Annotated in this window: 36 protein-coding genes and 1 tRNA gene; 9 read left to right on the top strand and 28 right to left on the bottom strand. The window is 66.5% G+C overall.

Annotation, left to right across the window (positions count from 1 at the left end):
* Positions 1-10 precede the first annotated feature (10 nt).
* Positions 11-1,936, bottom strand: coding sequence for a DHH family phosphoesterase (locus M8J71_RS16070; protein ID WP_256248777.1), 1,926 nt, complete (start codon positions 1,934-1,936; stop codon positions 11-13).
* 207 nt (positions 1,937-2,143) lie between these two features.
* Here M8J71_RS16070 and M8J71_RS16065 point away from each other — a divergent pair, with 207 nt between their 5' ends.
* Positions 2,144-2,479, top strand: coding sequence for a histone-like nucleoid-structuring protein Lsr2 (locus M8J71_RS16065; RefSeq protein WP_056387574.1), 336 nt, complete (start codon positions 2,144-2,146; stop codon positions 2,477-2,479).
* A gap of 122 nt (positions 2,480-2,601) precedes the next feature.
* Here the strand turns inward: M8J71_RS16065 and M8J71_RS16060 are convergent, their stop codons facing one another.
* Together M8J71_RS16060 and M8J71_RS16055 are read right to left on the bottom strand one after the other, a co-directional pair.
* Complete coding sequence (locus M8J71_RS16060) at positions 2,602-3,090, bottom strand: SLOG family protein (RefSeq protein ID WP_256248776.1); 489 nt, start codon at positions 3,088-3,090, stop codon at positions 2,602-2,604.
* 168 nt (positions 3,091-3,258) lie between these two features.
* A complete protein-coding gene (locus M8J71_RS16055) occupies positions 3,259-3,591 on the bottom strand; it encodes a hypothetical protein (protein WP_256248775.1) in 333 nt (110 codons plus the stop codon).
* Positions 3,592-5,705: 2,114 nt separating this feature from the next.
* Here M8J71_RS16055 and M8J71_RS16050 point away from each other — a divergent pair.
* From M8J71_RS16050 to M8J71_RS16025, 6 genes are all read left to right on the top strand, one after another.
* The gene (locus M8J71_RS16050; RefSeq protein WP_256248774.1) at positions 5,706-6,173 is read left to right on the top strand and encodes a hypothetical protein; all 468 of its coding nucleotides are present in this window, start codon (positions 5,706-5,708) and stop codon (positions 6,171-6,173) included.
* A gap of 52 nt (positions 6,174-6,225) precedes the next feature.
* On the top strand, positions 6,226-7,539 hold the full coding sequence (locus M8J71_RS16045; protein WP_256248773.1) for a hypothetical protein: 1,314 nt from the start codon (positions 6,226-6,228) through the stop codon (positions 7,537-7,539).
* Positions 7,540-7,565: 26 nt separating this feature from the next.
* On the top strand, positions 7,566-7,952 hold the full coding sequence (locus tag M8J71_RS16040; protein WP_256248772.1) for a hypothetical protein: 387 nt from the start codon (positions 7,566-7,568) through the stop codon (positions 7,950-7,952).
* 3 nt (positions 7,953-7,955) lie between these two features.
* Positions 7,956-8,429 carry a hypothetical protein gene (locus M8J71_RS16035; RefSeq protein ID WP_256248771.1) on the top strand — a complete coding sequence of 158 codons (474 nt, stop codon included), beginning with the start codon at positions 7,956-7,958 and terminating at the stop codon, positions 8,427-8,429.
* Positions 8,430-8,664: 235 nt separating this feature from the next.
* A complete protein-coding gene (locus M8J71_RS16030) occupies positions 8,665-10,119 on the top strand; it encodes a M50 family metallopeptidase (RefSeq protein WP_202979321.1) in 1,455 nt (484 codons plus the stop codon).
* Between the two features lie 79 nt (positions 10,120-10,198).
* A complete protein-coding gene (locus M8J71_RS16025) occupies positions 10,199-10,411 on the top strand; it encodes a hypothetical protein (RefSeq protein ID WP_142938850.1) in 213 nt (70 codons plus the stop codon).
* 111 nt (positions 10,412-10,522) lie between these two features.
* Here M8J71_RS16025 and M8J71_RS16020 read toward each other — a convergent pair whose 3' ends face one another.
* The 6 genes from M8J71_RS16020 to M8J71_RS15995 form a co-directional block, all read right to left on the bottom strand.
* Positions 10,523-10,765, bottom strand: a complete 243-nt coding sequence (locus M8J71_RS16020) for a hypothetical protein (RefSeq protein ID WP_142938849.1) — start codon at positions 10,763-10,765, stop codon at positions 10,523-10,525.
* Between the two features lie 39 nt (positions 10,766-10,804).
* Complete coding sequence (locus M8J71_RS16015; protein ID WP_256248770.1) at positions 10,805-11,527, bottom strand: hypothetical protein; 723 nt, start codon at positions 11,525-11,527, stop codon at positions 10,805-10,807.
* A gap of 155 nt (positions 11,528-11,682) precedes the next feature.
* On the bottom strand, positions 11,683-11,946 hold the full coding sequence (locus tag M8J71_RS16010) for a hypothetical protein (RefSeq protein WP_256248769.1): 264 nt from the start codon (positions 11,944-11,946) through the stop codon (positions 11,683-11,685).
* A 36-nt stretch (positions 11,947-11,982) separates the two neighbouring features.
* Entirely contained in the window at positions 11,983-12,363 is a 381-nt protein-coding gene (locus M8J71_RS16005; RefSeq protein ID WP_256248768.1) for a hypothetical protein, read from the bottom strand.
* Between the two features lie 5 nt (positions 12,364-12,368).
* Entirely contained in the window at positions 12,369-12,698 is a 330-nt protein-coding gene (locus M8J71_RS16000) for a hypothetical protein (protein ID WP_071416403.1), read from the bottom strand.
* Between the two features lie 67 nt (positions 12,699-12,765).
* Positions 12,766-13,005, bottom strand: a complete 240-nt coding sequence (locus tag M8J71_RS15995) for a hypothetical protein (RefSeq protein WP_256248767.1) — start codon at positions 13,003-13,005, stop codon at positions 12,766-12,768.
* Positions 13,006-13,339: 334 nt separating this feature from the next.
* Here M8J71_RS15995 and M8J71_RS15990 point away from each other — a divergent pair, with 334 nt between their 5' ends.
* Positions 13,340-13,477 (top strand): hypothetical protein, encoded by a 138-nt coding sequence (locus tag M8J71_RS15990; protein ID WP_256248766.1) that lies wholly within the window; start codon positions 13,340-13,342, stop codon positions 13,475-13,477.
* 62 nt (positions 13,478-13,539) lie between these two features.
* Here the strand turns inward: M8J71_RS15990 and M8J71_RS15985 are convergent, their stop codons facing one another.
* The 17 genes from M8J71_RS15985 to M8J71_RS15905 all read right to left on the bottom strand — a co-directional run bounded on the left by M8J71_RS15985 (position 13,540) and on the right by M8J71_RS15905 (position 21,016).
* Positions 13,540-14,133 carry a hypothetical protein gene (locus M8J71_RS15985; RefSeq protein ID WP_256248765.1) on the bottom strand — a complete coding sequence of 198 codons (594 nt, stop codon included), beginning with the start codon at positions 14,131-14,133 and terminating at the stop codon, positions 13,540-13,542.
* A gap of 141 nt (positions 14,134-14,274) precedes the next feature.
* Complete coding sequence (locus tag M8J71_RS15980) at positions 14,275-14,613, bottom strand: hypothetical protein (protein ID WP_071416399.1); 339 nt, start codon at positions 14,611-14,613, stop codon at positions 14,275-14,277.
* Between the two features lie 37 nt (positions 14,614-14,650).
* The gene (locus M8J71_RS15975; protein ID WP_256248764.1) at positions 14,651-15,298 is read right to left on the bottom strand and encodes a thermonuclease family protein; all 648 of its coding nucleotides are present in this window, start codon (positions 15,296-15,298) and stop codon (positions 14,651-14,653) included.
* Between the two features lie 165 nt (positions 15,299-15,463).
* Complete coding sequence (locus tag M8J71_RS15970) at positions 15,464-15,766, bottom strand: hypothetical protein (protein ID WP_256248763.1); 303 nt, start codon at positions 15,764-15,766, stop codon at positions 15,464-15,466.
* Between the two features lie 17 nt (positions 15,767-15,783).
* Entirely contained in the window at positions 15,784-16,092 is a 309-nt protein-coding gene (locus tag M8J71_RS15965; RefSeq protein ID WP_142938841.1) for a hypothetical protein, read from the bottom strand.
* Positions 16,093-16,163: 71 nt separating this feature from the next.
* Positions 16,164-16,309, bottom strand: a tRNA-OTHER gene (locus M8J71_RS15960).
* Between the two features lie 66 nt (positions 16,310-16,375).
* Entirely contained in the window at positions 16,376-16,789 is a 414-nt protein-coding gene (locus tag M8J71_RS15955; protein ID WP_225496609.1) for a hypothetical protein, read from the bottom strand.
* A gap of 27 nt (positions 16,790-16,816) precedes the next feature.
* Positions 16,817-16,954 (bottom strand): hypothetical protein, encoded by a 138-nt coding sequence (locus M8J71_RS15950; protein ID WP_256248762.1) that lies wholly within the window; start codon positions 16,952-16,954, stop codon positions 16,817-16,819.
* A gap of 219 nt (positions 16,955-17,173) precedes the next feature.
* Positions 17,174-17,404 carry a hypothetical protein gene (locus M8J71_RS15945; protein WP_256248761.1) on the bottom strand — a complete coding sequence of 77 codons (231 nt, stop codon included), beginning with the start codon at positions 17,402-17,404 and terminating at the stop codon, positions 17,174-17,176.
* Complete coding sequence (locus M8J71_RS15940) at positions 17,401-17,664, bottom strand: hypothetical protein (protein ID WP_256248760.1); 264 nt, start codon at positions 17,662-17,664, stop codon at positions 17,401-17,403. Before M8J71_RS15940 ends, M8J71_RS15945 begins: the two co-directional genes overlap by 4 nt.
* Before the next feature lie 175 nt (positions 17,665-17,839).
* Positions 17,840-18,331: a single-stranded DNA-binding protein gene (locus M8J71_RS15935; protein ID WP_021473537.1), complete on the bottom strand. Its 492-nt coding sequence runs from the start codon at positions 18,329-18,331 to the stop codon at positions 17,840-17,842.
* 232 nt (positions 18,332-18,563) lie between these two features.
* Positions 18,564-18,827, bottom strand: a complete 264-nt coding sequence (locus M8J71_RS15930) for a hypothetical protein (protein ID WP_142938837.1) — start codon at positions 18,825-18,827, stop codon at positions 18,564-18,566.
* Between the two features lie 19 nt (positions 18,828-18,846).
* The gene (locus M8J71_RS15925; RefSeq protein ID WP_256248759.1) at positions 18,847-19,086 is read right to left on the bottom strand and encodes a hypothetical protein; all 240 of its coding nucleotides are present in this window, start codon (positions 19,084-19,086) and stop codon (positions 18,847-18,849) included.
* Entirely contained in the window at positions 19,086-19,433 is a 348-nt protein-coding gene (locus M8J71_RS15920; protein ID WP_142938835.1) for a hypothetical protein, read from the bottom strand. The genes M8J71_RS15925 and M8J71_RS15920 overlap by 1 nt, the downstream gene beginning before the upstream one ends.
* Positions 19,434-19,607: 174 nt before the next feature.
* Positions 19,608-19,895 carry a hypothetical protein gene (locus M8J71_RS15915; RefSeq protein ID WP_256248758.1) on the bottom strand — a complete coding sequence of 96 codons (288 nt, stop codon included), beginning with the start codon at positions 19,893-19,895 and terminating at the stop codon, positions 19,608-19,610.
* An 85-nt stretch (positions 19,896-19,980) separates the two neighbouring features.
* Entirely contained in the window at positions 19,981-20,292 is a 312-nt protein-coding gene (locus M8J71_RS15910; protein ID WP_142938833.1) for a hypothetical protein, read from the bottom strand.
* 73 nt (positions 20,293-20,365) lie between these two features.
* On the bottom strand, positions 20,366-21,016 hold the full coding sequence (locus M8J71_RS15905) for a homing endonuclease associated repeat-containing protein (RefSeq protein WP_142938832.1): 651 nt from the start codon (positions 21,014-21,016) through the stop codon (positions 20,366-20,368).
* 328 nt (positions 21,017-21,344) lie between these two features.
* Here M8J71_RS15905 and M8J71_RS15900 point away from each other — a divergent pair, with 328 nt between their 5' ends.
* Complete coding sequence (locus M8J71_RS15900; RefSeq protein WP_256248757.1) at positions 21,345-22,172, top strand: hypothetical protein; 828 nt, start codon at positions 21,345-21,347, stop codon at positions 22,170-22,172.
* A 215-nt stretch (positions 22,173-22,387) separates the two neighbouring features.
* Here the strand turns inward: M8J71_RS15900 and M8J71_RS15895 are convergent, their stop codons facing one another.
* Both M8J71_RS15895 and M8J71_RS15890 read right to left on the bottom strand, forming a co-directional pair.
* Positions 22,388-22,825: a hypothetical protein gene (locus M8J71_RS15895; RefSeq protein WP_256248756.1), complete on the bottom strand. Its 438-nt coding sequence runs from the start codon at positions 22,823-22,825 to the stop codon at positions 22,388-22,390.
* 105 nt (positions 22,826-22,930) lie between these two features.
* Positions 22,931-23,194, bottom strand: a complete 264-nt coding sequence (locus M8J71_RS15890; protein ID WP_256248755.1) for a hypothetical protein — start codon at positions 23,192-23,194, stop codon at positions 22,931-22,933.
* Positions 23,195-23,229: the final 35 nt, after the last annotated feature.

Genomic DNA, 23,229 nt, shown 5'->3' with positions numbered 1-23,229 from the left:
CTTTCCGTGGTCAGACAGACGCGGGGATCTGCTCTTCGATGACGGCCTGGACGCGGGTCTCGCCGCGGAAGGTGTTCAGCTGCAGCTTCGCGATGAAACGCAGCGTTCCGACCTCGGTGCGGCTGGCCGACCGCGTCAGAGCCGAAATCTCCGGCTCCTTCTCCTCGGCGACGTTCCACCACAGGCAGGACAGCCCCGACCTGGTGACCAGCCGCAGGTGCTTCTTGCACAGGCGGCACACGCGGTAGCCGCGGGCGTTGGTCATCAGGTTGGCGTCGGTGCGCTCATGGCCGCAGTCAGTATCGGAACCGATCCGGTCCACCCGCAGCCCGAGGGGCTCGACAGCGATTTCGACCACCGGCTCGACGAAGCCGTGGCCGAAGGGCCGCAGCGCTTCCACACGCCGGACGAAGCCGACCAGAGGCTCCAGGTCGTCCAGGCCAGCATCGCAGTCCCGGTCCGGGCCCAGGACCAGGTCGGCCCGGCGCTCATCCTGGACGACAGCCAGCAGGGCAACCTGCGTGGCCTCCCGCAATGCTTCGACCAGACCGTCGAGCAGTTCCGCCCGGTCGACCTTGACGCCGCAGGCCTGCTGGTGGCCGATGGCGCGCATGCCGTCCTGGTGCTCGAGCGTGTCGATGATGCCGAACCACGACGGTGCCCGGCCGGAGCCTCCGACGTAGTCATCCGGCCCGGCGGGACGGTTGAGCACGACGACCGGGTGGCCGTGGCGCTCCATCAGCCGGTTGGCGAGCAGACCGTACATGCCCGGGTAAGCCTCGGAGAAGTAGACCCAGGGGGCCAGCGGCTGATCACCCTCCTCGAGCTCCCGGGCGTGGACCTCGACAAGCTCCTTGCGGCTCTCGTTGGTCGCGATGACCTGGTGTGCCGCCTCGAGCATCAAGTCCTGGTCAGGCGCGGTGAACACGCCGAAGCACGGTGCGAGCGGGTCGCCCGTGCGGCGCGGGGAGTTCATCGCCGGCGCGAGGTAGAACCCGTAGAAGCCCTCGTCGATGCTGTCGATGTCGCGGACCTTGCCTGCCTGGCCGAAAGCCTTCAGCAAGACCGCGAAGCCCTCGAAGGCCCGGACGAAGGCCGGGTGGTGCGGGTCGACGCGCAGCAGCTGCATCAGCGTCGACTGCCCGACGTCGATCGCCTCGGGGTCCGGGTCGAAGCCCCAGGGGGTCGGGACCGTGCGCGGCGCGGGCGCGTACAGCAGCCGTGCGATGGACAGCGAGTCGCGCACCAGCTGCCGGTTCTCGTACAGCACGGGCATGACGTCGGAGACGGTGCCCAGGCCGGCGAACAGGCGCAGCAGGCGGATCTCCCAGAGCTTCTCCGGCCGGTGGACGCGGGCATAGGCCTCCAACACCTGGTAGAGCACGTGCGCGCCGCAGATGCCGGTGTTGGCGTAGGTCTCGTCCATCCGACAGGGGTCGACGGTGACGTCGGCGCTCGAACCGGGTTCGAGCTCCTCGTGGTGGTCGGTGACCAGGGTCTTCCATCCCAGAGCCCGGGCGGCGGCGATCCCGCGGTGGGAGTTCACTCCCCCGTCGCAGGTCAGCAGGACCTTGGTGTCCGGCCACGTCGCGGCGATCTCTGCAATGTCCTCGGGCGTGAGGTCGTGGCCGCGGCGGTAGTCGGGCACGTGCAGCTCGACGTCGAAGCCGAGCTCTGACAGTCCGGCGTAGCCGAGCACACCGGAGGAGATCCCGTCCATGTCGAAGTCAGGGGCGATGGTGACCTTGTGGCCGGCGGCCCGGGCGTCTTCCAGGGCCTCGACCATCTCGGCCAGGCCCAGGAGCTCGTCGTGTTCAGCTGATTCGATCTCGCGGAGGTACTCGTCGGTCCAGCCGCGGCGCTGGCACATCAGGGCGAACAGGTCGACGCCGTCGTCCGTCAGCGGATGGTCGTCGACGGTCTGGAGAATGGTCATGGTGGGGGGCCTCTCGATCGTGTCGAATGGTCGGTTTACAGGGGTGGGGAAAGGCACGCACTGGCAGTGTGATTTTAGCAGTGTGGCAGGTGGATTATGCTGGTATTGCAGTGTTTTCGGCCTATGATGAAGGCATTCGAAAGATCTGTCGTTCTGGCGCGCCCAAAGACTTCTCTAAGGTGGTTCGGATCGTCTACCATTCAAGACATGGCTATTCGAAATATTGTGGAGTCGGACATCAGTGGCAAGCCGGATGCTGCCACAGTCACCTTCGGACTGGGCGACACCTGGTTCGAGATAGACCTGACCGACGAAGAGCGCAAAGAGCTTGAGAAGAATCTCAAGGAATACATCAGTAAGGGTCGAAAGGCCACTAAGAAGGGCGAGAAGAAGCGACTCGTGCCCGAGACGACGCCCGAGGAACGTGAGGAGATCCGTAAGTGGGCGCGCGAGAACGGTCATGAAGTGCCCGAGTTTGGTCGCATTCCGAAAGCTGTCATGAAGGCCCACGATGAGGCACACGGCATCGAGCGGACTCTCTAGTCCACCTTTTCCGCAGTCTTTCGGGCCATACCGGAGAGACCTCCGGCCACCTAATCGCATCAAGGATCAACAGCCCTGCAGCACCAGCTGCAGGGCTGTTGTCATGTCGGGCCGGGCACCCGTCAGAACGGAGGCAGGCGCGGGTGGATGATGTCTTCGACCTCGATGCTTGCAGCCAGGGCGCGGGAGCGGGCGTGCACGGTGCCATGTGAGAAGTGCCCTGGCGTTCCGGGCATCAGCTGCTGCTGGCCGGTGCGTTGGTCGCACTTGCTGCAAAGGTCCAGGAAGGCGGCGACACGGACCTGCGTTCCCCCGGCGCGCATGGCGACGAGGGCATCGACCATCCGTTGGTTCCGGGTGAAGCCCGCCGCCTTGGGCTCAGCGCTCCAGTCGGCCGGGAACTCAATTACTTCGAAGCCGGCAGCCCGCCACAGCCGCTCGGCCATGGCGTCAGCACCCTTGGGACAGTGCCCTGACAGGAGCACGGGTCGGGCGACCGCAGACGGTCCCCAGGCTCTCCAGGCCTCGTTCAAAGCCGCCTTCATGGCCTCCGCGGCGTCCCAGGTTCGGGAACCGGTCACGAGCAGGGCATGGCTGAATCCACTGGTCATCGTGATGCCTCCCGGCTGGTCATCTTGGTCATCGGCATAGATCCCGCCGAGGCCGCCGCGGTGGCAGTCCGGATTGTGATACTCGTCTGTCGCTGCATCATTCGCGTTCTCTTTCGCCGCAATGTTTTCCGGAATGATTCCCGGTGTTCCTTCTCAGTCGGCAGGTCACTACGCGGCAGCTGCCGACGCCTGGGCACCGTTGACCCTGGCAACGCCGCGTTCGTAATGGATTGCCAGCCGGACCTTCCGGTCCTCGCTGAGCGGTGCGACGTGAAGGGTGTATCCACCGTCCATGTCGCGCTCGAGGTAGGCGACGCAGACCGTGCCGCTCTCTTCATCGTCGAAGTCGACCTTGCCAAAGCTCTCCGCCGGAGTCGCCGCAGTGACTCGCTCTCCGTAGGGGATCCACGGCTTGGCCTCGCACCTGGCTCCGGTGTCGTAGGGCGAGAGCTGCGGCTGTGGCCGGCGTGCGGACCTGGATGCCTTCCGGGCGTGTGTCATGACGATGCCTCTTCTGTTTCTCGGGATGCAGGTGTCGGGCATCGAGTGCAGGTCCCGCCAGGGGTCCGCGGAGACTCGATGTACGGTCCAGCTCCCGTGCCAGCTCCGCTGGCCTGACGGCCCACTGGTGAACCGTGTCGGGAACTGCTCCGACTGGGCCGCGCAGCGGGCCGGCCGACGGGCCGTCCTCCTCGGACAAACCTGGTGCGCAGCGCCAGGTGATCCACCGCCTGGCTGCACCCTTTGCCGCGTCGTCCACCTGTGGACAAATGCGGCGGGGCAGGCGGGGGCGTCCTCCACTCAAGCGCAGCGCTGGGCATAGCCGGAGGGAGCGCAGCGACTGACGGACCGGCGAGCGAAGCGAGCGGTGGAACCTGTCGGCTATGCCGACCAACAGCGTCTCGAAGCGCAGCGAGAGACCGGAGCGAAGCGGAGGGTCCGCAGGACCGCTGTTGCCAGGTTCCCTTATGCCCTTTTCCTCTCTTGCCGCCATTTCGCCATTCCACGGCTGGAGCGTTAGCGGAAGCCTGGAATATCAGGGGAAACGACCCGTACACCCTTGACCCGTACACCCCCTCTCCATCCGCGCAGCGGGTGTACGGGTCACGTCGTTTCCGCTGGATTTACGGGCTTTTGGGTGTACAGCCCTTTTGCCGTCCGCTGCAACGCCGTACGGATGCATCTTCCGCACCACCGCGAGGCACGAGCGGGTACCCGTACAGGTCCTCACACGTAGCGTTAGCGACGTCGGGCGCAGCCCGGTCCGCACCCCCTGGTGCATCCTGCTGCCGCAGGCGCATCAGACCCGGCGCGCAGCGGTCCACCACTCCTCGCGACCTGTCGCGTCAGGCTGTGGAAAACTCTGCTGTCACAGCACTGCAGTGATCTGTCGGTGCGCTCGTCGCACCGGTGTGCCGGCGCTCACTCCGGCTCTGTTTCGCGGTCGCGCCAGCACCTGTCGCTCCGCGTCCGAGGCGGGCCCCCACCGCTTCCTGGCCGGGGTCCGTTCCGGGCCGACCGCCTGCACCTCCTGGTGGCAGCTGCACCCCCGGACGAGCGACAGCGAGTCCTCGACGGCCACCGCCCGGCCTGTCCCTCGTGGACGCATCAGAAGAGGAGCTTTCCCGGGAAGCATGAAGCCTCCCTGGATCCAACGGGAGCCCCCGCTTCCACAGCGTCACCGAGCCGTCCGGGTCTCCCACCAGGTGCAGCTTCCTGGAGAGGCTCACGGGTTCTCACCTTCTGGACCCCCACCGCCCGTGAGCCTCTCCAGGAAGCGGAGTATTTGCCCTTTCGCTCCATGCGGGGCCCTACTACCCGGTTCGCCTTTTCCCTCCGCTCTCCCTGCGGCCCCCGGGCGGGTCGGTGACGCCACAGGCGCAACCACAGCTGCTCCACCATGTTCCGACAGCTCTTCCGCTCGCTCCAGGACTGTCGCCAGGTACCGGTCCATGCCGCATCGCTGGACCCCTTCTGGTCCCCGAGTGGACAGATCATTGCACCGGCATGGCCAGACAGGGACACAGACCAGACCCATACAAGACCCGAGAGAGTCCAGAAAGGCCATTCAGACCCCATTGAGTTCCGGAGGGCACTCCTCGGGGCCGCTTCGGGCGTCCTGCTGGTCCCATGATGGTCTCTTACAGGTCTGCTCTGGTCCGGCTCGCGACGGTGGACTGTTGCTGGTCTCTTCGAGGGCGCTTCTGTGCTTTGTGTGGGACCACCGAGCGCCCTCCAATGTGCCGTGGCCTGATCGAGGTCTTCTGCTGGTCCGCAGCGGACCGCGTGCCGGTCCCGGGTGAGCCCTTGATGAGTCCTGTGTCTTCTGGTTCCTCGGCTGACCCGTGGTCTTCTGCGGGTCCTGCCGGCGGCTCCCACGGGCCCCGCCGCGGCCAGGGGTCGCTCACGGTGATGCAGGCCTGATCTGCTGGTGGCCTTTTGCTGGTCTTGGCGTGGTCCTTGCAGAGACCATTGAAAGACCAGTAGAATGATGACTGATAAATGAGTCGAAAGGTCCCCGACTGGCAGTAGCGCCTCGGGGACCGCGCATGAGAGGGGGCCGCGATGACCGAGGACAGTGTCCATCAGCACGAGGGCGCAAGGGGGTGCTCGCAATGACCGATAAGGCCGAGCCGCGCCGTCTGCGCTGGAGCGTCCCGCGGGCCGACGAGTCGACGAACCGGTGGCTCGACGAGCAGTACGACATCTCGAGGTCGCTCCAGCTGTTGATCCGCGAGTCCATCCAGCGCGACGGCTACATCGACGTGGTCAACCGTCCCGTCGAGCAGCTTCCCCGGCGCGGCCGCCCGCCGCAGGGCGAGCAGGACCCTGGGCGCAGCGAGGCCCATGAAGGAGAGGAACGTGGCGATGACGGCCGTGACGGGAGTGAAAGCCAGCACGAGAGTCGCGAAAGCCGTGACGAGGCTGCCGTGCCTGTTGCTGTTCCTTCAGAGCCCGTGCAGCGCGTCGAGGCAGCCCAGGCTGTTCAGCCGCCGCCCACGCCTCCCGTCCGCGAGCCCCACCCTGTTCCCGTCGAGGAGCCTTCTGTCCCTTCGGGGCTGGACGCCTTCCTCACCCGCTGATCCGCACCGCACTTCCTGAGACACCGACTTCCTGACCGAGAGGGACACAACCATGAGCAACACCCGCACCGCCGAGAAGACCATCCAGCTCACCGGCGGCATCGACGTCGGCAACGGATACGTCAAGGGCGTCATCCGCGGCGAGGTCCACGGCAAGGAGGTCTTCGACACGATCGACCTTCCTTCGGCCGTGGTGAGCACCTCGCGCTCCACGCCCAAGGTGCCCGAGGCTGACTCGGATGCCTTCAAGATCGTGGTGGAGGACGACTTCTACAACCGCGTCGCCGCCTCGTTCACCACTCCCCTGATCGGGCACTCGGACCTGCGCACCTTCGGCCGCGCGGCACTGAGCACCCCGGGGTCGAAGTTCACGCAGTTCGAGGTCGTCGGATCCCGCTCGAAGGCTGACCAGGAACTGAGCTCGGTGCTTGTCCTGGGCGTCTTCGCCGCCAAGGCCCTGCGCGACTATGTCCGCGAGCACGGCGCGCTGCCGGACCGCGAGCTGCGTGCCTCAGTGCGCACGGGCCTCGCTCTGCCGATTGCCGAGTACGTGCAGCGCCGCAGCGCCTACGCTGCCCAGTTCGTGGGACTCCTGGGCGCGGCTGACCCCACGGTGCACCTGGTGACCGTGAAGAACTTCTCCACGCCGGTCACCGTGCGCCTGCAGTTTGAGGATGTGCAGGTCCTGCCCGAGGGCGCGTCCGCGCAGTTCGCGATCACCGACAAGGGCGCGCCGCTGGCGCAGGCTCTGCTGGACGATCTTCGGGCCTCGGACCCCGAGGAGGCCGCGCGCCTGCAGGGTGTCACCGCCGAGGTGCTGGTCGGTGTGCGCAACACCGTCGGCGTCGACGTCGGCGAGGGCACCGTGAACTTCCCCGTCTTCACCGACGGCGCGTTCAACTCCGAAGCGGCCAGCACGCTGGACCAGGGCTACGGCACCGCGCTGACGAACGCGCTGGACCGCATGAGCACCAGCGGAGACAAGGACCTGCGGTTCAAGAACCGCAAGGCGCTGGCCGACTTCCTGCAGCAGGAGCCCAGCGTATTCCTCCAGGGCAGGTTTGACCGCGCCAAGGGTTACGTCGACGAGGAGGCCGAATACCTGGCCGAGGAGATCGGCGCACGCTTCGAGGACGTCCTCGCCGAGGTCGGCGGCACCACCGAGGTGGTGTACGTCTACGGCGGCGGTTCGGGCCCGATCAAGGAGATCCTGCGCCCTGTCCTGCAGAAGGCCGCCGGCGGCATCCCGGTGCTCTACCTCGACGCCGCGTACTCGCGCCACCTGAACCGTGAGGGCCTGTACCTGGCGGCGAAGGCCGTCGAGATCCAGAAGCCCGAGGGCAAGCGCAGCAAGGCCGCGGCGTGATAGTCGCGCCTGGCCCCTCCGTGGCCGTGACCGAGCTGCTGGCCTTGCAGGACGAGCAGGGTCAGCTCCTCGGTCGGCTGACTGAGCTCGATGTGCGCCGGACCGAGCTTCTCGGCTCGCTGGCCGGGGCTCCGGCCCCGGCCGCCGGGACCCACGCCGTCGACTGGGACGACGAGGCGGAACAGTCGCCCGACGTCGTCGTGCACAAGGGCGTCGAGCTCGGCGGCCGCGTGATGCTCGATGAGGACGTCTACGAAGGCGTGCACACGCCGCCACGGGTCTACGTCTTCGAGGAGTATGACTCGGAGGCGACCGCCGGGTCGAACTGCACGCTCGTCAATGTGGCGAGCGGCGACTGGACGGTCCGCGGCATTGGCGAGCTGGTGCCGGTGGACGACGACCAGGAGAGCTGAGCCGTGGCCGCGCCGGTCAACTACTCCACGAAGATCTCGGCGGCGCAGACCGTCGCCGAGATGCAGGCGCTGCTCGCGCAGCACGGGGCCCGCCGGATCAGCGTCGACTACGACGCCTCCGGCGTGCCCAGTTCCTTGGACTTCCTGCTCGCGACGCCGCATGGTCAGCGCGGCTTCTCTCTTCCAGCCAGCGTCGACCGCATGGAGGCGCTGCTGCGGAAGGAGGACGCCGCCGGCCGGCTGAAGGCGGGATCGCGCGCCGAGCGGACCAGCCGGGCCCAGGCTGAGCGTGTTGCGTGGCGCGTGATGAAGACCTGGCTCGAGGCGCAGCTCGCGCTTGTGGCCGCCGGGATGATCGACGTCGACCAGGCGCTGCTGGCGTTCCTGCAGGTCGATGCGGCGGGCCGGACGCTCTACGAGGTCTACAGGGAGCGTGAGGCGGCTGCTCTTGAGCTGACGCGCGGTGACTCGGACTGACCCGGGTCCGCGTGGGCGAAGAGCCCTTCCTGATCATCGAAAGAGGATCAGGAAGGGCTCTTCGCATCTCTCGGCATCAATGCCGCGTCCTGTCTGAATGACATTCGACATGCGAGAATTGACGTATACGAGTCGATGTTCGCTGTTATCGCGATAGAGCATCGACAGACGAGGCACGACGAGGGGATGCATTGATGACGATCGCACAGAGCCGGCCCGATGAGGGGTACACGCCGTGACGGGTCCGGAGGTCGCCCTGTACGCGCTCGGTGTGGTGATCTTCCTGGCCGCGATCTTCGTCTCGATCGCGCTGCACGAGCTGGGGCACCTCTACTTCGCGAAGAAGTTCGGGTGCCGGGTGAGCCAGTACATGGTCGGTTTCGGTCCGACGGTCTGGTCCCTGAAGAAGGGCGAGACCGAGTACGGTATCAAGCTCATCCCGCTCGGCGGCTACGTGAAGATCATCGGTATGTTCCCGCCCGAGACGGACCGCGAGCAGCAGATTTCCCGCGGCGAGCAGGTGCCAGCCGATACAGCAGCCGCGCCGGCACGCCAGGAAGCTCACAGCGACGTCCTCGTTGCAGCCAGCGCCGCGACCCCGGATGCGCCCCTCACGCTGCGCAAGTCCAACACGGGCCTGTTCGCACAGATGGTCTCGCAGACCCGGGCGGCGGAGTTCGAGCTCGTCGAACCCGGCGACGCTGACCGTCTGTTCTATAAGCTGCCCGCGGCGAAGAAGATCCTGGTGATGGTGGCGGGCCCCGGGGTGAACATCGCCTTGGCGTTCCTCTGCTTCCTCTGTGTTTATGGCATCTACGGCGTGCACTCGGTCGAGCCGACCGGCCGCCCTGCGGTTTCCGTCGTCTCCGACTGCGTGATCCCCCAGGACGCCAAGCGCACTGCGTGCCAAGACAGCGACCAGGTCTCCCCCGCCCGGGCGGCGGGGCTGCGTCCCGGCGATGTGGTCGTCAGCTTCAACAGCCAGCCAGTCACCTCGTGGTCACAGCTGTCGGACCTGATCCACGCCAACGGCGACAGCGTCGCTGCCATGGAGGTGGAGCGCGATGGTACGCAGGTGAAGCTCCAGGCCTCGCACACGATCGCCATGCCGCGGGACCTCGATGGTGGCGGCCCGAAGCAGACCGCGACAGTGGGCTTCCTCGGTGTCGAGCCGGAGTCCCGCGAGGTGGTGACCAGGCACGGCCCGGTCTACACGATGGAGCGCATGGGTGAGATGACCGGGCACGCAGTGTCTTCCATCGTGCAGCTGCCCGCCCGGGTGTACAACGTCGCCCAGGCGATCTTTGGTCAGGGCGAGCGTGCCCAGGACGGACCCATGTCGGTCATCGGTGGATCCAGGCTCGCCGGCGAGGTCGCGGCATCTACCAAACCCGGCCTCGACATCGGCGGCAAGGCTGCGCTGCTCGGGCTGGTGGTCGGCTCGTTCAACCTCTTCATCGGGGTGTTCAACCTGATACCGCTGCTGCCGCTGGACGGCGGCCACATCGCGGGCAGCGCTTTTGAAGGGGCCAGGCGCTGCCTGGCACGGCGGTTCAGCCGACCTGATCCCGGTCACGTCAACGTCGCCAGGCAGCTGCCGGTCGCCTACGTGATCGGCTTGGCGATGCTGTCGATGAGCCTGGTGCTCATGGTCGGCGACATCGTCGTGCCGCTGAAGTCGGGGCTCTGACGGGACCCGCACCAGCCCTCGACGAGACCATCCACCGCCCAGTACCAGACCACACACCGATCAGAAGGGATGCAGACCCATGACCGACCACGACGAGACCCGGAAGAGTCCAGCAGGAGACCCGAACAAGACCAGTAAGAAGCCACAGAGCCTCGTCTCCCGGCTGCGGCAGATCTACGAGGACCGGCCGGTGGCTTTCGCCGTTGGCCTCATCGGCGTCTCGGCACTGCTGTTCCTGTGCGGCGGGATCCTCTCCGGTGACGTGCGCTTGCCCTTCAGCTCCGGCTGGTAGCCGGAGTATCCGGTCCGCTGGAGAAAGGAGTGACCAGAGAAAAAAGAGACCCCGCCGCCGGAGCTGATGCTCCTGACAGTGGGGTCTCTGCTGTAGTGCTGGTTCTCTGGTTCAGGCACGGTCGGGCCTGCGGATCACTTTGACCGGCAGCACTGCTTCCATGGCCATGAATTTGAGGAAGGCCTTCACGCAATCGGGACAGAGGAAGAACCACGGCTGGATGTAGTGGAATTTCAATGTCCGCCATACGTGGGCGGCCGGGTCGTAGTTGTCTGAATTTTCATGGGCAACATCCGACTCCGTCTCAATTCCACAGCGATCACATGAGGTGAGAGTTACCTGCCTGCTTCCCATCAGGTTCCTTTCTGAATTTTGCGACATGCGGCATGCTGATCAGTCGATGCCATGCTCGGCCGACAGGGCTGCAAGATCGTGGCTGAGATCTTCCATCGCGGCGATGGCGGCCCTGGTGCACTGCTGGGTCGCAGGGCAGCAGAGCGAACGGCGCAGACCTGCTCCGACGATCTCGACGGCCGGCATGTACTTGAAGAGCATGCGGTACATGCGCGAATCCTGGCCGTGGCCGAGCTGGTGCCGGATCGAACCGGCGTTGTCCTTCAGGTCGCTGGCCTTGATGAGCAGCGCCCGGGAACCGGAGTTGGCAAGCCGCGTGAGGTGCTCCTCGTAGGAGGTGCTGCCGTTAGGGGTGGTCACCGCCCCAACGAGCACCGAGACGCGCCGGCCGTACAGCCGCGCCAGACAGCCCAGGGGATCCTCACCCGGCTGGCCGAAAGCAGCAAGCAGCTCTTTGCTGCAGTCCTCGACGACATCATGCAGCAGTGCTGCGGCAATCAGTTCAGCGTCGGTGACGCCCCAGCACAGGAGGCGCAACGCCACGCGCAGCGGATGCTCGATGTACGGCACGCGAGGCATGTCTCCCCTGATGAAGCGGGTCTGCTTCCGGTGCAGGAACGAGGCCGTCGCAGCTGCGCGGGTCACGAGCTCCGTGTTCGTGGTGCCGGGCATGAGGTGTTGGATCTCCCGCTCGAGTTCGAACACGAGCATCGCAGGGTCCATTTGCTTGAGCGGGACACGCGTCGTGGTCAGGGTGGTCATGGCTCTTCCTTTGTTCGGGATGGTTCTCTTGCTGTTGCAAAACACCAGGCGCTGCCCCGCAGCGCGTGAACCCGCCTCAGAGACAGAGCGAGAGCCCCGGCCCCGCGCCGGAGCGCAGGAGCCGGGGCTCTGGTGGGATCAGGCAGGGCGACTGGTCATTGGTGCTGGCTGGGCTGGGTGTCGTTGTGACGGCGTAGCCGGGCAGCCCAGGTCTTCAGGCCCAGAAGTCCAGCAGCCCAGACAGCACCGGACAGGACCACGAGCACCACGCTCGCCGTCCAGTGGCCGGTCCAGGCGCTGGCTGCGATCGCGGGCAGCAGGGCGAGGACGTTCAGCACGATCCCCGTGACGAGGAGCGTCCTGCCGACACTCCGGAGGATCCGCTCGCGGCGGCCGGTGGTCTGCATCGTGTCAGGCATGGGGGGTCACGCTCCTTCGTCTTGGGATGTGTTCTCTCAGAGATCGATCCGCTTGCCGCGGGCGAGCTCGGCAGCGGGGATGCTCAGCCGGTAGCCGCCGACCGGGTAGCTGGGGTGGTCGCTGGCGACGACCGCGCAGTTCCACCAACCAGCGTGGCGCTTGCGAGGACGGGGTTCTTCCTCGCCCTCGGTGCGGGCCTCGCCGCGGTATTCGATGGGCACCACGACGACGCGGTGGCCTGAGCCCCGCTCGGTGGCGTGCCAGGGCAGCTCGATGAGCAGGTCCTGGGGCCACTGCTCGATGGTGACCGGCAGCTTGGACAGTTCGTGGTTGGCCGAGCCCTCGGGCGACTGCGCGAGGCGCTGGGCCTCCTGCTCGGCGGTCTCGACGAATCCGATCTTCTCGAGGAAGGACATGGTGATCAGTGCTCCTGGTTCATGGGTTGGGAAGTCGACGGGTCAGCCTCAACGCTGGACTCGCCGCGGACGAGATCAGCCAGCGCCTGGGCGTAGGCGTCTTTGGCCCGTTCGATTGCAGCCTGCTCGTAGAGTGAGTGGATCTTCTCGCCGGCGGCGATGCGGTCCTCGACCTCGTCCATTGCTATGACGGCGGCGGCGAGCTGGACCCGGGCCTGAGCCTCGGCACGCCGCAGCTCCGGGTAGAAGGCCTTGCTCGTGGCGAGCCGGTGGACGGCTGCAACGCGTTGAGCTTCAGCGTCGAGGTCGGGCTCGGAAGTGGTGGCAGTGGACACGGTGATCCCCTCCTGTTTGATGAAGTCGTTTGTTCGATGCCGGACCTGGATCAGTTGCGCTGTTTCCTCAGCCCTCTGCCAGACGGCGGGCGGCCGCCTGGAAGTCCGCGAAGGTGGTCTGGGCGCATTCTGCCCGTGTGCCGTCCGCCGTGAACGCCGTGCCGCACCATGCGGCGAAGTAGTGCTGGCACAGCTCGCGGTCGGTCTGGCGGGCCTGCTCGTCGTAGACGGGCGCGCTGACGACCAGCACATCAGAGCCGAAGTCGAACGGCAGCGCGTCCTGCATGGGTGCGGCGATGGTGCTCATGGCGGTTCTCCTCGGAATCCTGTGGGGCGCGGCGCTGCACTGCAGGCCGTCCTTCGTCGATGACTCCTCCGTGACAGCTCCGCTGTCACCACCACTGGCTGCACCTGAGAATCGAAGATGAAGAAGAACAACAAGAAGGTTCCGACCCCGCGCCGGCAAGGCGCGGATGATCCGCAGCATCGGCACAACCCCTTCACGCACCCTGGGATAGGCTTTCGGCGGAGTTCAAAATTCAACAAAGGGAGAGATTCGTGGCGGGAAGTGCGGTCTATGGCAAGGGCTACTACGCAGGCAAGCAGGATGCCCGTACAGAGGACCTGATCGCCGCGGGGTCTTGGCGGCTGCAGGTCTGGTCATTGCAGGTGGCGTCAAGGTTTACCGGAAAGTCAAAGAGGCCCACGCAACCCGGCTGGAACAGCGGCTGAAGGACATCGACGACGGAGGTAACTCCGAAGATTCCGGCCAGCAGTAAACCACGGACACAAAAAAAGAGACCCCACCGCCGGAGCACGCGCTCTGACGGTGGGGTCTTCTTCAGGCGAACGTCCTGTCCGCAGCGAAGTGCTCGTGCACGGCCTCGCGGGCGGCGGGGTATTCGTCGTAGGGATCCGGGTAAGCGGCATCGAACCGGGCAGCGGTGGTGATGCCCTGGAATCGGAGCAATTCCAGGAGATCCGGCAGGTCCTGTGCACGACCGGAGAACTCCGCGGTGTCCGCGGCGATGATCTTGGCGCGGGTCAGCGTGGGGACACTGGCCAGCTGAAGCCTGATGCTCTCGTACGCTGTGTCGTCGTCGATCCAGCGCGCCTGGTATATCGAGGCCACCAGCTCAGCGTCGTCGCCGTCCATCACGTTGTCGTTGTTGATCCAGTCGCGCTCCAGGTTCAGTTCGTCGGCCACCTCATGGATTGCCGCCATGACCTCTGGCGCGAAATCACCGGTGACGCTGTCGATGTCGACGGTGAATGCCCGGTCCGCAGCACGGATGCCGTACTTCATGAGCGCGAAGCCGCCGATCGCACGGATCTGCACCGGGGCGTCCGGCCCCAGGCGCTTCAGCTTTCCGTCGAGCACCTCGAGCGCCCGCTCCAACTGGGCCAGGCTGCACTTGTGGTCGTCGTTGCTCATCGTGCTGCTCCTTCTGGTCGGGAAGGAGCGGGTGTCTCCTTCGAGTCCAGATCCGGATCGGCTGTGCCGATCTGACGAGCCGCGAGGAAAGAGACGAGCCCGGCACCAGGGGCTCTCCCCCGTGCCGGGCTCTGTTCAGGCTCAGTGCATGCGTTCGATGCGCGTGGATCCGGACCCGTCCTGCAGGCCGGTGGCGCAGTCGTACCAGAAGCCGTTGGGCAGGCGGACCAGCGTGTGCGCCTCACGTCCCGGCCAGTTGCCGGCAGCGGCGATCGCGGGTACTGCCCGCCGGTCCATCACGCTGCTCACCCCCAGCTCCTCCACGACCTGCGGGTCGCGGACGTACTTCGTGGTGGAGCCATTGCGGGGATCGCACGGGACCTGCTTCATCCAGGCGGGGTGGTCGAGGACCCTCTTGACGAGGACCTTGTCGCCGACCTGGAGTTCGTCCAGTTCAGAGGGTGCTGTAGGGATGGGCATGTGGTTCTCCTGGTTCGTAGTCTGTAAGTGCAGCGGCTCAGCCGCGGCCGATGGAGGAGCACTGTGAGTGCGCACCGGCATGCAGTGCCACGGCGTTGTCAGCCGCCGTGCGGTACTCGGGGATCCGCTGGGGCTCCGGCTCGCCCTTGGGGAACCAGGGCATGGCGTAGCCGTCGGTGACCTGCTGTCGCGCGGCGTCGTTGTGGGCCGGTGTGATGACGTAGGCGAGAGAACGGCCATAACGGTCAGTTCTGTCTGCCCCGTGGTCGAACTCGATGGTCACTGGCATGCTCTGCGGCAGGATGCCGCCAAGATGATCAGTGGCGGCCCTAGCGCCGCACTCGGGCTCGGCATCCTTGTGATAGTTCATTTCGGGCGCGTCGATGCCCAGGAGCCTGACTGTGTGCTCGGGGATCCCGATATGCTTGTCGGTCGCCTCGAGCGGGCCGGCCACCGGCAGCACGGCGACGGTGTCGCCGTCGATGACACGGATGACTTTGGTCTCCACGCTCGCCGGTTTGCCAGAGGACACCTGTCCCGGGTCCTGGGCTGCCGCAGTGCTGGTGGACGGCGTACCCGGGACGCCGGGGGCCTTCGGCAGGTCCTCGCAGCCGGTCAGCGTGACGATACAGAGCACGGCGGCGATGAGGCCGCCGAAGACAGATCCGGAGGGGGTGCGCTTCATGGTGGGGTTCCTTGCTGGAGTGGTCGTCGGGCGCTCTGGCCGGGGTGGCAGGCGTGCTTCTCCACGGGCACGCCCGAGCCAGCTGTGCTGGCTGTTCCGGAAAGAGAAAGACAGGACCCCCGGCCCTGAGCGATGCGCTCGGTGCCAGGGGTCCTGTGAGAGCGATCAGTTGCCTGCCGCGACGGATCCGGAGTCGATGGGTTCGAAGATGAAGACGCCGTCGGGCTCGCCCGTGAGCTCAGCAGCGAGCCGGCTCAGTGACTGGGCGTGGTCGAGCCTGGTACCGGCCCAGACACGCCGGCCAGCGTCGAAGTGCTCTGCGGCTTTCCTGGTCTCCTGTTCGGCACCGAGCGAGGCGATGTGTGCGAGCTTGCGGCGCACGTCCGGGCTGAGCTCGCGGATCAATGCGCTGCGTCCCTTGTGCGTCATGCCGAGCAGCATGCCGTTGCTGATGGGTCCGGTGTACATGGCGGTTTCCTTGCTGGTCAGGGTTGTTCAGGTCCGCGGGCGACGAGCACGAGGCGCGAGCCGCGGACGAGGTGGGCCTCACCGCCGACGGTGAGGATGTGGACAGTGCTGCCCACCGAGGGCCGCACCTGCTCGACGACGGCTGTGCCGCCATCCAGATCGGGGTTCAGGTCGCGCAGCGCGACCCGGTCGCCCCGGCGCAGCATCCGGGCGCTCTTGCCGCCGAGGATGCGGTGGCGCTCGGTCGAGCGCAACAGAACCTCCTGGACCGCAGGACCGCCGTCTTTGACGATGTCGAGGAAGGCGGGGGTGATGGTGTCGGTCATGGCAGTGCCCTTCTGGCTGGTGCAGCTGGTGCAGCTGATGGATCGCGCGGGCCTGTACGACCCTGGGTCTGTGGCGCTCACGGGGATGGAACCCGTGACCTCTCGTGCGTCGCCCTGCAACGGGCCTGTTGCCTGGGTCTGCCCGACCAGGGATTGATGCGGAATCGAACCGCGGGCAGTCAGAACGCCGAGTGCTCTTCCGCTGAGCTAGAGCGCCGTGGGCCGGTTCCGGGAAGGAGCCGGCGAGGGGTTGTGACGAAAGGGACGAGGAGCCGTTCGCCACTCACTTCCAGGTCGGTGCCCGCAGGGAGTCCGGAGCCGTGCAGCCGTCGCACGGCCTGGCCGCTGGCGCGAGGTGGTGCTCGACGAGATGGGACAGGAACCGGACTCCGACCTCGACGTCCGTCGTGAACGACTCGTCATCGGCCGTGCCGACGATCTGCGCGGAGGCGACCGTCGAGTCGATGTCCAGGTCGATGACCAGCTGCAGGGCGAGGCCCGGCGCGGGGCCGATCAGCTCGACGAGCACCTGGTAGTCCGGCTCGCACGAGTGCGAGACCCAGCCGACGTGGCGCTCGAGCTCGTCGGCGTCGTCGGCGGCGTTCAGCTCCTGGCAGACCGCTGTGACGGCGGACAGGAAGCCGGTGAGGGTGTGGTCGTGGTTGCGGTGATGACGGTGCTGCACGGAGGTCGACATGGCCCCTCCTCGGTTGATGGGCGGTGATCAGCGGATCTCGGAGTAGCCGCACTCCGGGCAGGTGTGGGTGCAGGCGCAACCGCGCCGGCCGGCCCGTTCGCGGGCCGTGGCGGTGGCGTCGGACTCCATCGGCGCGCCATCGTTGGGGCAGCTGAGACCAGACATGGCGGACCTCCAGTGAAGTGTGGCAGGACGGGGACGTTGTCCTTCGTCGTCAGATCCGGATCGGCTGTGCCGATCCCCTCCACGCCCGGCCAGGAACGAAACCTGAACGAAAAGACAGCGCCCCGCCACGCCGCTGCTGCCGGGAGGGCAGGGCAGGGCGCGCGGGGCGCTGATGGGGCCGGAGCCACGGAGGGATCGAACCGCTCTGTACGGAAGCTCTCAGCGCCGGATCCCGACGGCGGCCTTGCACCGCTTGGTGAGGACCAGGAACTGGAAGAAGGCGACGGCAGCCGACTCACCGAGGAAGTAGTGCACTTCTTCGATCGTCATCCCACTGGGGTCGAAGTCGACGATCTGGGGATATGCCTCGGCGAGGATCCGCGCCGCCGCGGGAAGCCCGGCAGCCCGCTGGACCTCGGCGGCGGGCTCGAGCTGCTGGACCAGGCTCATTCCGGGTCCTCCAGGTCCATCCGCCCGGTGACGGTGCGGAAGCGCTCCACGGGGCGGGTATCACCGTGATCGGCGACGAAGACCTGGCTGGCGTGAAGGCGCAGCTTCTGGATGATGGCAGTGACGACGTCGTCGATCATGGCCTCGACATCCGGTCCGGGGTGGTCGGTGATCACCGAGCCGACGACGGCGGTGAGCCCTGCGTGCAGGGCCTGGTCGTGATCGGTGGCCTCGACGGTCGCGTCGGCGACGATCTGCATGGCGGAACTCCTTCTCTTGGCTGATGACGTTGGGGGCAGGGCAGGACGGCGGCCAGCGAAAGCAGATCCCCGTCCGAGCAGCGCGAGGCTCCTCGGACGGGGACTGTCGGCGTGTGTGACCCGCCTATTCGGTTGTTATTCAGTTGTGGGTTGTGCTGGGTGAGGGGCGCGCTTCTCAGGAGAAGGGCAGCTCCTCGCTGTGGACGGCGCTGGCGACGGCCGGCTGCGGTGCGGCAGCGGCTGCGACGGGAGCCGGAGCCGGCTGGGTCTGCAGGGCCTGGTTCTGCGCCTCGGCGGCAGCGACGCGCTCGTTCACGCGGGCCTGGGTCACCGAGCGGGGCTCGAGGAACGTGATGTCCTCGACGACTGCCTTGAGCTCGAAGACCTCGACACCGTTCTTGGTGTAGCGGTCCTGGCGCAGCTTGAGGTTCACGGCCACGAGGTCACCCTTGTGGATGCTCGCGAACGGGCCGATGCCGTTGGTGGTCGCGCGCACGAAAGCCTCGACCGGCACAGCGTCAGCTCCGCGGTTGCCCTGGCTGTCGGTGTAGTTGTGATCGGCCATCAGGGTGAACGCGACCTTCTTGGAGCCGTCCTGGTTGTTGAAGACGACCGGGTCCTTGGTCAGGCGGCCGATGACGGTGGCGGAGTTGCGGGGGTTCGACATGAGTGTTTCTCCTCGTTGTGCACGAAACGCGCGGGCAGTGTCCCTGCTCCGCGCGCGATGGTGAGTTGAAGTGTTCGGTTGTCTCTCAGACCCCCATCCGGATCAGCTGTGCTGATCAGACGATGATCTTTCGAATGAAGACTCGGATCAGCTGTGCTGATCGAGCGCTCCTCAGTGCTCCTTCCGGATCAACTGCGTTGATCCCAGATGCCCTTGCATCACGGGTCCCGCATCAGCTGCGCTGATCGAACCCGGTACGTCCGGCCCCAGGCCAGCCTGGCGCTGCCCCCAGATCCCAGAGTTCAGCCTCGATCTGATCGGCCGCGGCTACGTCTCCGCTCTCGCAGGCCCGCCGGTAGTCCTCCTCCAGGTACGCGATCTGCCCGTCCCGGTTCGGGAACCGTCGCCGGAACAGCAACCAGCCCAGCCACGCGAGGCAGATCATGAAGGCAAGAGTGGCGATGAGGACTCCGCTGCTCTCGATGATGTTGTCCATGGCGTTTCTCCTGTCTGCTTCAGATTCGCAACCGCCGGCGGACCAGGTCCACGAGCGTCGGGTCCGGTGTATGCCCCTGGGCCTGCTGCAGCTGCAGCCAGGCGAGGACGTTCTGAGTGTCCTGGGCCTCGAGCTGGCGGCGCGCGACCTCCAGCTGTTCCTCGCCGAGGGCGAGCATCCGTCCCTGGAGCTGTTCGATCTTCTCGAGGTGGCCGGTGCTCAGCTTCAGGATGCTCAGCGCATGGGTGTCCGCGACCATCAGAGCGTCACCTCGACTTCGTGGGCGGTGGAGGCGAACGGGCCGACGGTCACGGAGCGCATGATGCGCACGAGCCCCGCCTCCTGCAGGCGCTCGGCCAGGCCAGCGTGTTCCGACCAGTCCTTGATGAACACTCGCCCCGGGCCGGCTACGAGGCCATATGCCTCGAGGTTCACCGAGATGCGCTCGGGGGCCTCCTCGGTCAGGAGTACGAGGCTGCGCTGGGCGTCGGCGTGCTGAAGGGTGCCCGTGAGCTCGATGACGCCGAAGTCGACGGCGACGCTGTGCCTGATGACGGGCGGTGCGATGGTCTGGTCCATGGTTCTTCTCGCTTTCGATGCCTGCACGGGCAGGTGAATGGTTGTTGACCCCGGGCCGCCGTGGCTTCGTTGCCGGGCTGCGGCAGGAACGGTGTGTCCGGCGCTTCTCGCGACGGCCCGGGGCTGTTCGTGGTGCGGCGGTGGGCCGCATGAAGTCTTGACCCAGCCCCGCAGGAGGCCAGGGGCCGGAAGGGGTTCTCTTTAGATTCCCCGGCGGGCCCAGTCGTAGACCTCGGCGGGACCGCGACGGGACCTCGCGGAGCCCTGGCCCTGCCCCTGGATGAGACGAAGGGTCGGGCGGGCGGTGGGTACAGGACTGGGAACGAGTGAGCTGTCTGCCTCCTCGTCCTGCGGCTGCTGTGCTGCCGCCTTGTCTGTATGTCTGCGCCGGAGCGCAGCCTCGGCCTCGGCGTAGAGCCAGATGAGCCCGAGCACAAAGACGGCGAGGAGCACGATGAGGGCCCAGCTCTGCAGTGGTGTCATGGGCATGAGCGGGACGCTCCTTCACTGGTCGATGGTTCAGTCGATGAGTCCCCCGGCGCAGCTGCGCTGCGTCGCTGCATCCCTGCCCGGGTCAGGAGGCCCGGCGGGCAACGGTGTGCCCACAGGCGAGGTGGGCGATGTCGTAGAGCGGGGCCGGGCCCCAGGCGGCCTTCCAGTCCGCGGGCAGCGACAGCTGCTCTGTCGTGCGCAGGACGACGTCCTGCGGCATGCCAGGGATGCCGCCCTCGACGTCGGGGACCGGATCGTCCCCGGGGGTGCAGCCGCCGCACCACTCTTGTTCGGGCAGGAGCGCAGCGGCGGCCTGCAGTTGGATCTGCTGTGCGATGGCGTCCGACGGAGGTGCGTCGTCGATGACGTCATGGAGGGGGCGGGCGATCGTCATGATGGAGTCCTTCGGTCTGTGTGCGGTCAGTGGGATGAGCGGGATGGCAGCCACCTGCGCCAGGGCCGCCGGCTCAGCCCACGGCGAGCTGCGTGGCCCGCGACCAGCTCCCCATCCGGAACCGGATGGTGGCCGCCGGCGGAACATGGGTCCGGCAGATGCCGTCGGTGCCGCCGGTGCGCCAGGCCTCGTAGGCGAGCACGGCGATGGAGCCGGTCTTGATCCAGCACTCGCGCAGGGCGTCGAGGATCATCTCCTCGGTCCACTTCGTGGTCGCGCCCTGGAAGTGCAGCGGCTGCTCGGTGGTGTTCAGCCCCGCTCTCTCGAGGGCTGCATTCCAGGAGCCGAACCGGCGCTCCAGCAGCGGCGCGGATGGTTCGTCGTCGTGTCTGCGGCGGATGTAGTCGTTGCGCGGGAGGCTGTCCCGGTCCGCGGCGCAGCGCAGGAGCGCGTCGACCATCTGCTGTTCGGTGTAGGCCTGGACAGGCCCTTGGAAGGCTCGGGCCGGCTCTGCGGGGTCGAATGCCGTGCAGGCGTAGCCGTTTCCCGCCAGCGCGTGGGAAATTGTGTGCTCCGAGATCCAGTGATCGTCCGTGTGCGGATCGGGGTTCTCGCACTGGACGCCGCCGCTCTCGTGGTGCTGGCACGGCAGGTGCTCCTGCACCTGCGGGTCCGCGATCTGGCAGCGCGGCATCAGGTCCGTCGGCACAGTCGTCCGGGTCATTGGCGGTCCCTCTCTCGCTCGGCGTCGTCCGGGCGCGGCAAGCCGTCCCGACCCGGCCCACTCAGGGACCGGTGACGCGCTCGGGACGCGTCGAGCACCCGTCCGGATCAACTCCGTTGATCCCTCCCAGCCCAGCTGCCCCTTGGCGATACCAGACATCGCCAGGGCCTGGCGCAGACCTTCTGTCAGCCGTCTTTTATGTCGCTCTTCGCGCATCATCCGATAGACCATTCGATTGGCCTATCGGATAAGATGTATGGAAGACCAGTCGGATGCGGGCTCTGTGCCATCCGGCGCAGACATCGACCCGACAGGAGAGGCCATGGCGATGAAGACCCCGATGACGAGGAAGGCGGCATTGTCCGCCGCCGCACTGGCGGTGCTGGGCAGCCTGCTCGCCGGATGCTCCGCCGGCTCAGAGACGGCGCAGCCGTCGCCGAGCCCGAGCACCAGCGCGGCGAAGGTGACCAGCGAGGACCTCGGTAAGGCGCTGGACCGGCTCGTGTTTCAGGGCACCGGGGCCAAGAGCACCGACGGCGGCGCGTGCCTGGTCCGCGCCGTCCAGGACAAGAAGCTCTCGGACGCCGCGCAGGCCTATATCGTGGGCAAGGGCAGCGACGACATCGCAGCGGTGGCAAATGGCCTGCGCGAGGTCAGCGCGATGGACGCCGCGATCATGCTCTCCCCCGAGCTGCGCGACAAGTTCGACGCTTGTGTCGACGCGGTGATCCCGCCGACCCCGGCCCCGGGTGCCACCACCAGCAAGGACGGCAAGGATCAGGTCTACGCGCCACCGAAGCAGGGACAGGAGCTCCCCCAGGCCCGGCAGCCGGATCTCACGCCGAAGTTCCCGGTGCCGCAGGGCACGAGCATCAACTCCTCCTCGCAGCTGGCCGCGGGGCTGGTCTCGATGTTCTCCTCCTTCGCCTTGAACGAGGACCAGAAGAAGACCTACGCGGCCTCGGGTGAGTGCCTGGCGGGCGTTGTCTTCCAGGTGGGGTTCTCGCAGGAGACGCTGCGCTTCCTCGCCGGCGGCGCATCAATAGGGGCCGGATCGATCTCGGACTTCCTGCCGAAGGACGAGGACAAGAAGATCTGGAAGTCGAAGGACTTCACCTCGGCACTCGTGGACTGCACGGCCAGCGCAAAGGTCTGAGGCTTATCCATCGCGGGTTTTCGTCCTGCCGTTGATTGGCTTCTACCGATCAAAAAGAAGAACCGGTGCATACTCGCACCGGTTCTTCTTTTCCTGTTCACAAGGCTGCCGAAGTCATCGCAAGCCCCAGATGGCAGCATTCCAGAGCGGAGGACCCTGTTGAGGCGTCGAGCCCGATGTGTCTGCGTCACAGCACTTCGATGGCGACGTCGGCACTAGAGCCGTTTTGGCTGCGCATTGCCGAGGTGCGCGCGCACCACGGCAATGTCCCTCTTCGGGTCGCGCCGGATCCGCTTCGACTTGACGATGAACGCGGACTTCTCGATCACAACGAGCGTCAATCCATGTTCGGGGATAAGAAGGCGCTTGCGTTCGTCGTAGAGGCGACGTTGCTCGCCGCGACCGACACCAGAGACGGTCTTCCGCCGATCGAAGAACGGCGACGGCTTCGAATGCTGCTCCTCCTGGAACTCGACGACGAGTTTGAGATCGGACCAAAAGCCGTCCACGGGTAGCTTGGTGCCGAGGGGTCGCAAAGAGGACGGGTCGCCGCGGAGCCATTCGAACGTCGCTTGGCGACAGCTGCTCATGCCGAGGACGCCATCGCAGAGGTCAAGCACGTAGTGCTCATCGGACGCAGTGCGGTCGGCCATGCCGTGATTCTTGCAGAGTTCAGCCGAGAGGCCCATGCTTCATGGTTCAAGAACGTCGTTTGGTCCGCTCTGAGAGCTTAGGATCTCGGAACCAGGGTGTTTCGGTCAGTGCCGGCGGCGGCCTGATACGGCCCGGTGCCAGTAAGCCGCTTCCGCGCTCGTCAGCATCTCGTAGATCTGCTCGACCACAAACTTCCCCAAATATGGGCGTTCCTCGGCGCTCAATGTTCCCAGGGAGACGAGGGCGGCAGCCAACAGCGCGTCGTCCTGAACCGAAGGCTCCACCCATTCCCGCACGCCATCGTCGGCAAGGTCTTCCCAGACATAAGGTGAGGTTGCTATGGCCTCCCTGACCGCGGCGAGTCGCACCCTTACGTCTCCGCTGCGGGACCGAGTGTAGAGAC

It is taken from the genome of Pseudarthrobacter sp. R1, assembly GCF_024494415.1.
GTDB lineage: Bacteria > Actinomycetota > Actinomycetes > Actinomycetales > Micrococcaceae > Arthrobacter.
The sequence above is the reverse complement of the archived record's forward strand: the minus strand, read 5'-3'. Positions and strand labels throughout refer to the sequence as shown.

Excerpts from the sequence above, each read along its gene's own strand:
- M8J71_RS16070 (WP_256248777.1), bottom strand. The coding sequence starts at position 1,936 with ATGACCATTCTCCAGACCGTCGACGACCATCCGCTGACGGACGACGGC.
- M8J71_RS16065 (WP_056387574.1), top strand. The coding sequence starts at position 2,144 with ATGGCTATTCGAAATATTGTGGAGTCGGACATCAGTGGCAAGCCGGAT.
- M8J71_RS16060 (WP_256248776.1), bottom strand. The coding sequence starts at position 3,090 with ATGACCAGTGGATTCAGCCATGCCCTGCTCGTGACCGGTTCCCGAACC.
- M8J71_RS16055 (WP_256248775.1), bottom strand. The coding sequence starts at position 3,591 with ATGACACACGCCCGGAAGGCATCCAGGTCCGCACGCCGGCCACAGCCG.
- M8J71_RS16050 (WP_256248774.1), top strand. The coding sequence starts at position 5,706 with ATGACCGATAAGGCCGAGCCGCGCCGTCTGCGCTGGAGCGTCCCGCGG.
- M8J71_RS16045 (WP_256248773.1), top strand. The coding sequence starts at position 6,226 with ATGAGCAACACCCGCACCGCCGAGAAGACCATCCAGCTCACCGGCGGC.
- M8J71_RS16025 (WP_142938850.1), top strand. The coding sequence starts at position 10,199 with ATGACCGACCACGACGAGACCCGGAAGAGTCCAGCAGGAGACCCGAAC.
- M8J71_RS16020 (WP_142938849.1), bottom strand. The coding sequence starts at position 10,765 with ATGGGAAGCAGGCAGGTAACTCTCACCTCATGTGATCGCTGTGGAATT.
- M8J71_RS16015 (WP_256248770.1), bottom strand. The coding sequence starts at position 11,527 with ATGACCACCCTGACCACGACGCGTGTCCCGCTCAAGCAAATGGACCCT.
- M8J71_RS16010 (WP_256248769.1), bottom strand. The coding sequence starts at position 11,946 with ATGCCTGACACGATGCAGACCACCGGCCGCCGCGAGCGGATCCTCCGG.
- M8J71_RS16005 (WP_256248768.1), bottom strand. The coding sequence starts at position 12,363 with ATGTCCTTCCTCGAGAAGATCGGATTCGTCGAGACCGCCGAGCAGGAG.
- M8J71_RS15995 (WP_256248767.1), bottom strand. The coding sequence starts at position 13,005 with ATGAGCACCATCGCCGCACCCATGCAGGACGCGCTGCCGTTCGACTTC.
- M8J71_RS15985 (WP_256248765.1), bottom strand. The coding sequence starts at position 14,133 with ATGAGCAACGACGACCACAAGTGCAGCCTGGCCCAGTTGGAGCGGGCG.
- M8J71_RS15980 (WP_071416399.1), bottom strand. The coding sequence starts at position 14,613 with ATGCCCATCCCTACAGCACCCTCTGAACTGGACGAACTCCAGGTCGGC.
- M8J71_RS15975 (WP_256248764.1), bottom strand. The coding sequence starts at position 15,298 with ATGAAGCGCACCCCCTCCGGATCTGTCTTCGGCGGCCTCATCGCCGCC.
- M8J71_RS15970 (WP_256248763.1), bottom strand. The coding sequence starts at position 15,766 with ATGTACACCGGACCCATCAGCAACGGCATGCTGCTCGGCATGACGCAC.
- M8J71_RS15965 (WP_142938841.1), bottom strand. The coding sequence starts at position 16,092 with ATGACCGACACCATCACCCCCGCCTTCCTCGACATCGTCAAAGACGGC.
- M8J71_RS15955 (WP_225496609.1), bottom strand. The coding sequence starts at position 16,789 with ATGTCGACCTCCGTGCAGCACCGTCATCACCGCAACCACGACCACACC.
- M8J71_RS15950 (WP_256248762.1), bottom strand. The coding sequence starts at position 16,954 with ATGTCTGGTCTCAGCTGCCCCAACGATGGCGCGCCGATGGAGTCCGAC.
- M8J71_RS15945 (WP_256248761.1), bottom strand. The coding sequence starts at position 17,404 with ATGAGCCTGGTCCAGCAGCTCGAGCCCGCCGCCGAGGTCCAGCGGGCT.
- M8J71_RS15940 (WP_256248760.1), bottom strand. The coding sequence starts at position 17,664 with ATGCAGATCGTCGCCGACGCGACCGTCGAGGCCACCGATCACGACCAG.
- M8J71_RS15935 (WP_021473537.1), bottom strand. The coding sequence starts at position 18,331 with ATGTCGAACCCCCGCAACTCCGCCACCGTCATCGGCCGCCTGACCAAG.
- M8J71_RS15930 (WP_142938837.1), bottom strand. The coding sequence starts at position 18,827 with ATGGACAACATCATCGAGAGCAGCGGAGTCCTCATCGCCACTCTTGCC.
- M8J71_RS15925 (WP_256248759.1), bottom strand. The coding sequence starts at position 19,086 with ATGGTCGCGGACACCCATGCGCTGAGCATCCTGAAGCTGAGCACCGGC.
- M8J71_RS15915 (WP_256248758.1), bottom strand. The coding sequence starts at position 19,895 with ATGCCCATGACACCACTGCAGAGCTGGGCCCTCATCGTGCTCCTCGCC.
- M8J71_RS15910 (WP_142938833.1), bottom strand. The coding sequence starts at position 20,292 with ATGACGATCGCCCGCCCCCTCCATGACGTCATCGACGACGCACCTCCG.
- M8J71_RS15905 (WP_142938832.1), bottom strand. The coding sequence starts at position 21,016 with ATGACCCGGACGACTGTGCCGACGGACCTGATGCCGCGCTGCCAGATC.
- M8J71_RS15900 (WP_256248757.1), top strand. The coding sequence starts at position 21,345 with ATGAAGACCCCGATGACGAGGAAGGCGGCATTGTCCGCCGCCGCACTG.
- M8J71_RS15895 (WP_256248756.1), bottom strand. The coding sequence starts at position 22,825 with ATGGCCGACCGCACTGCGTCCGATGAGCACTACGTGCTTGACCTCTGC.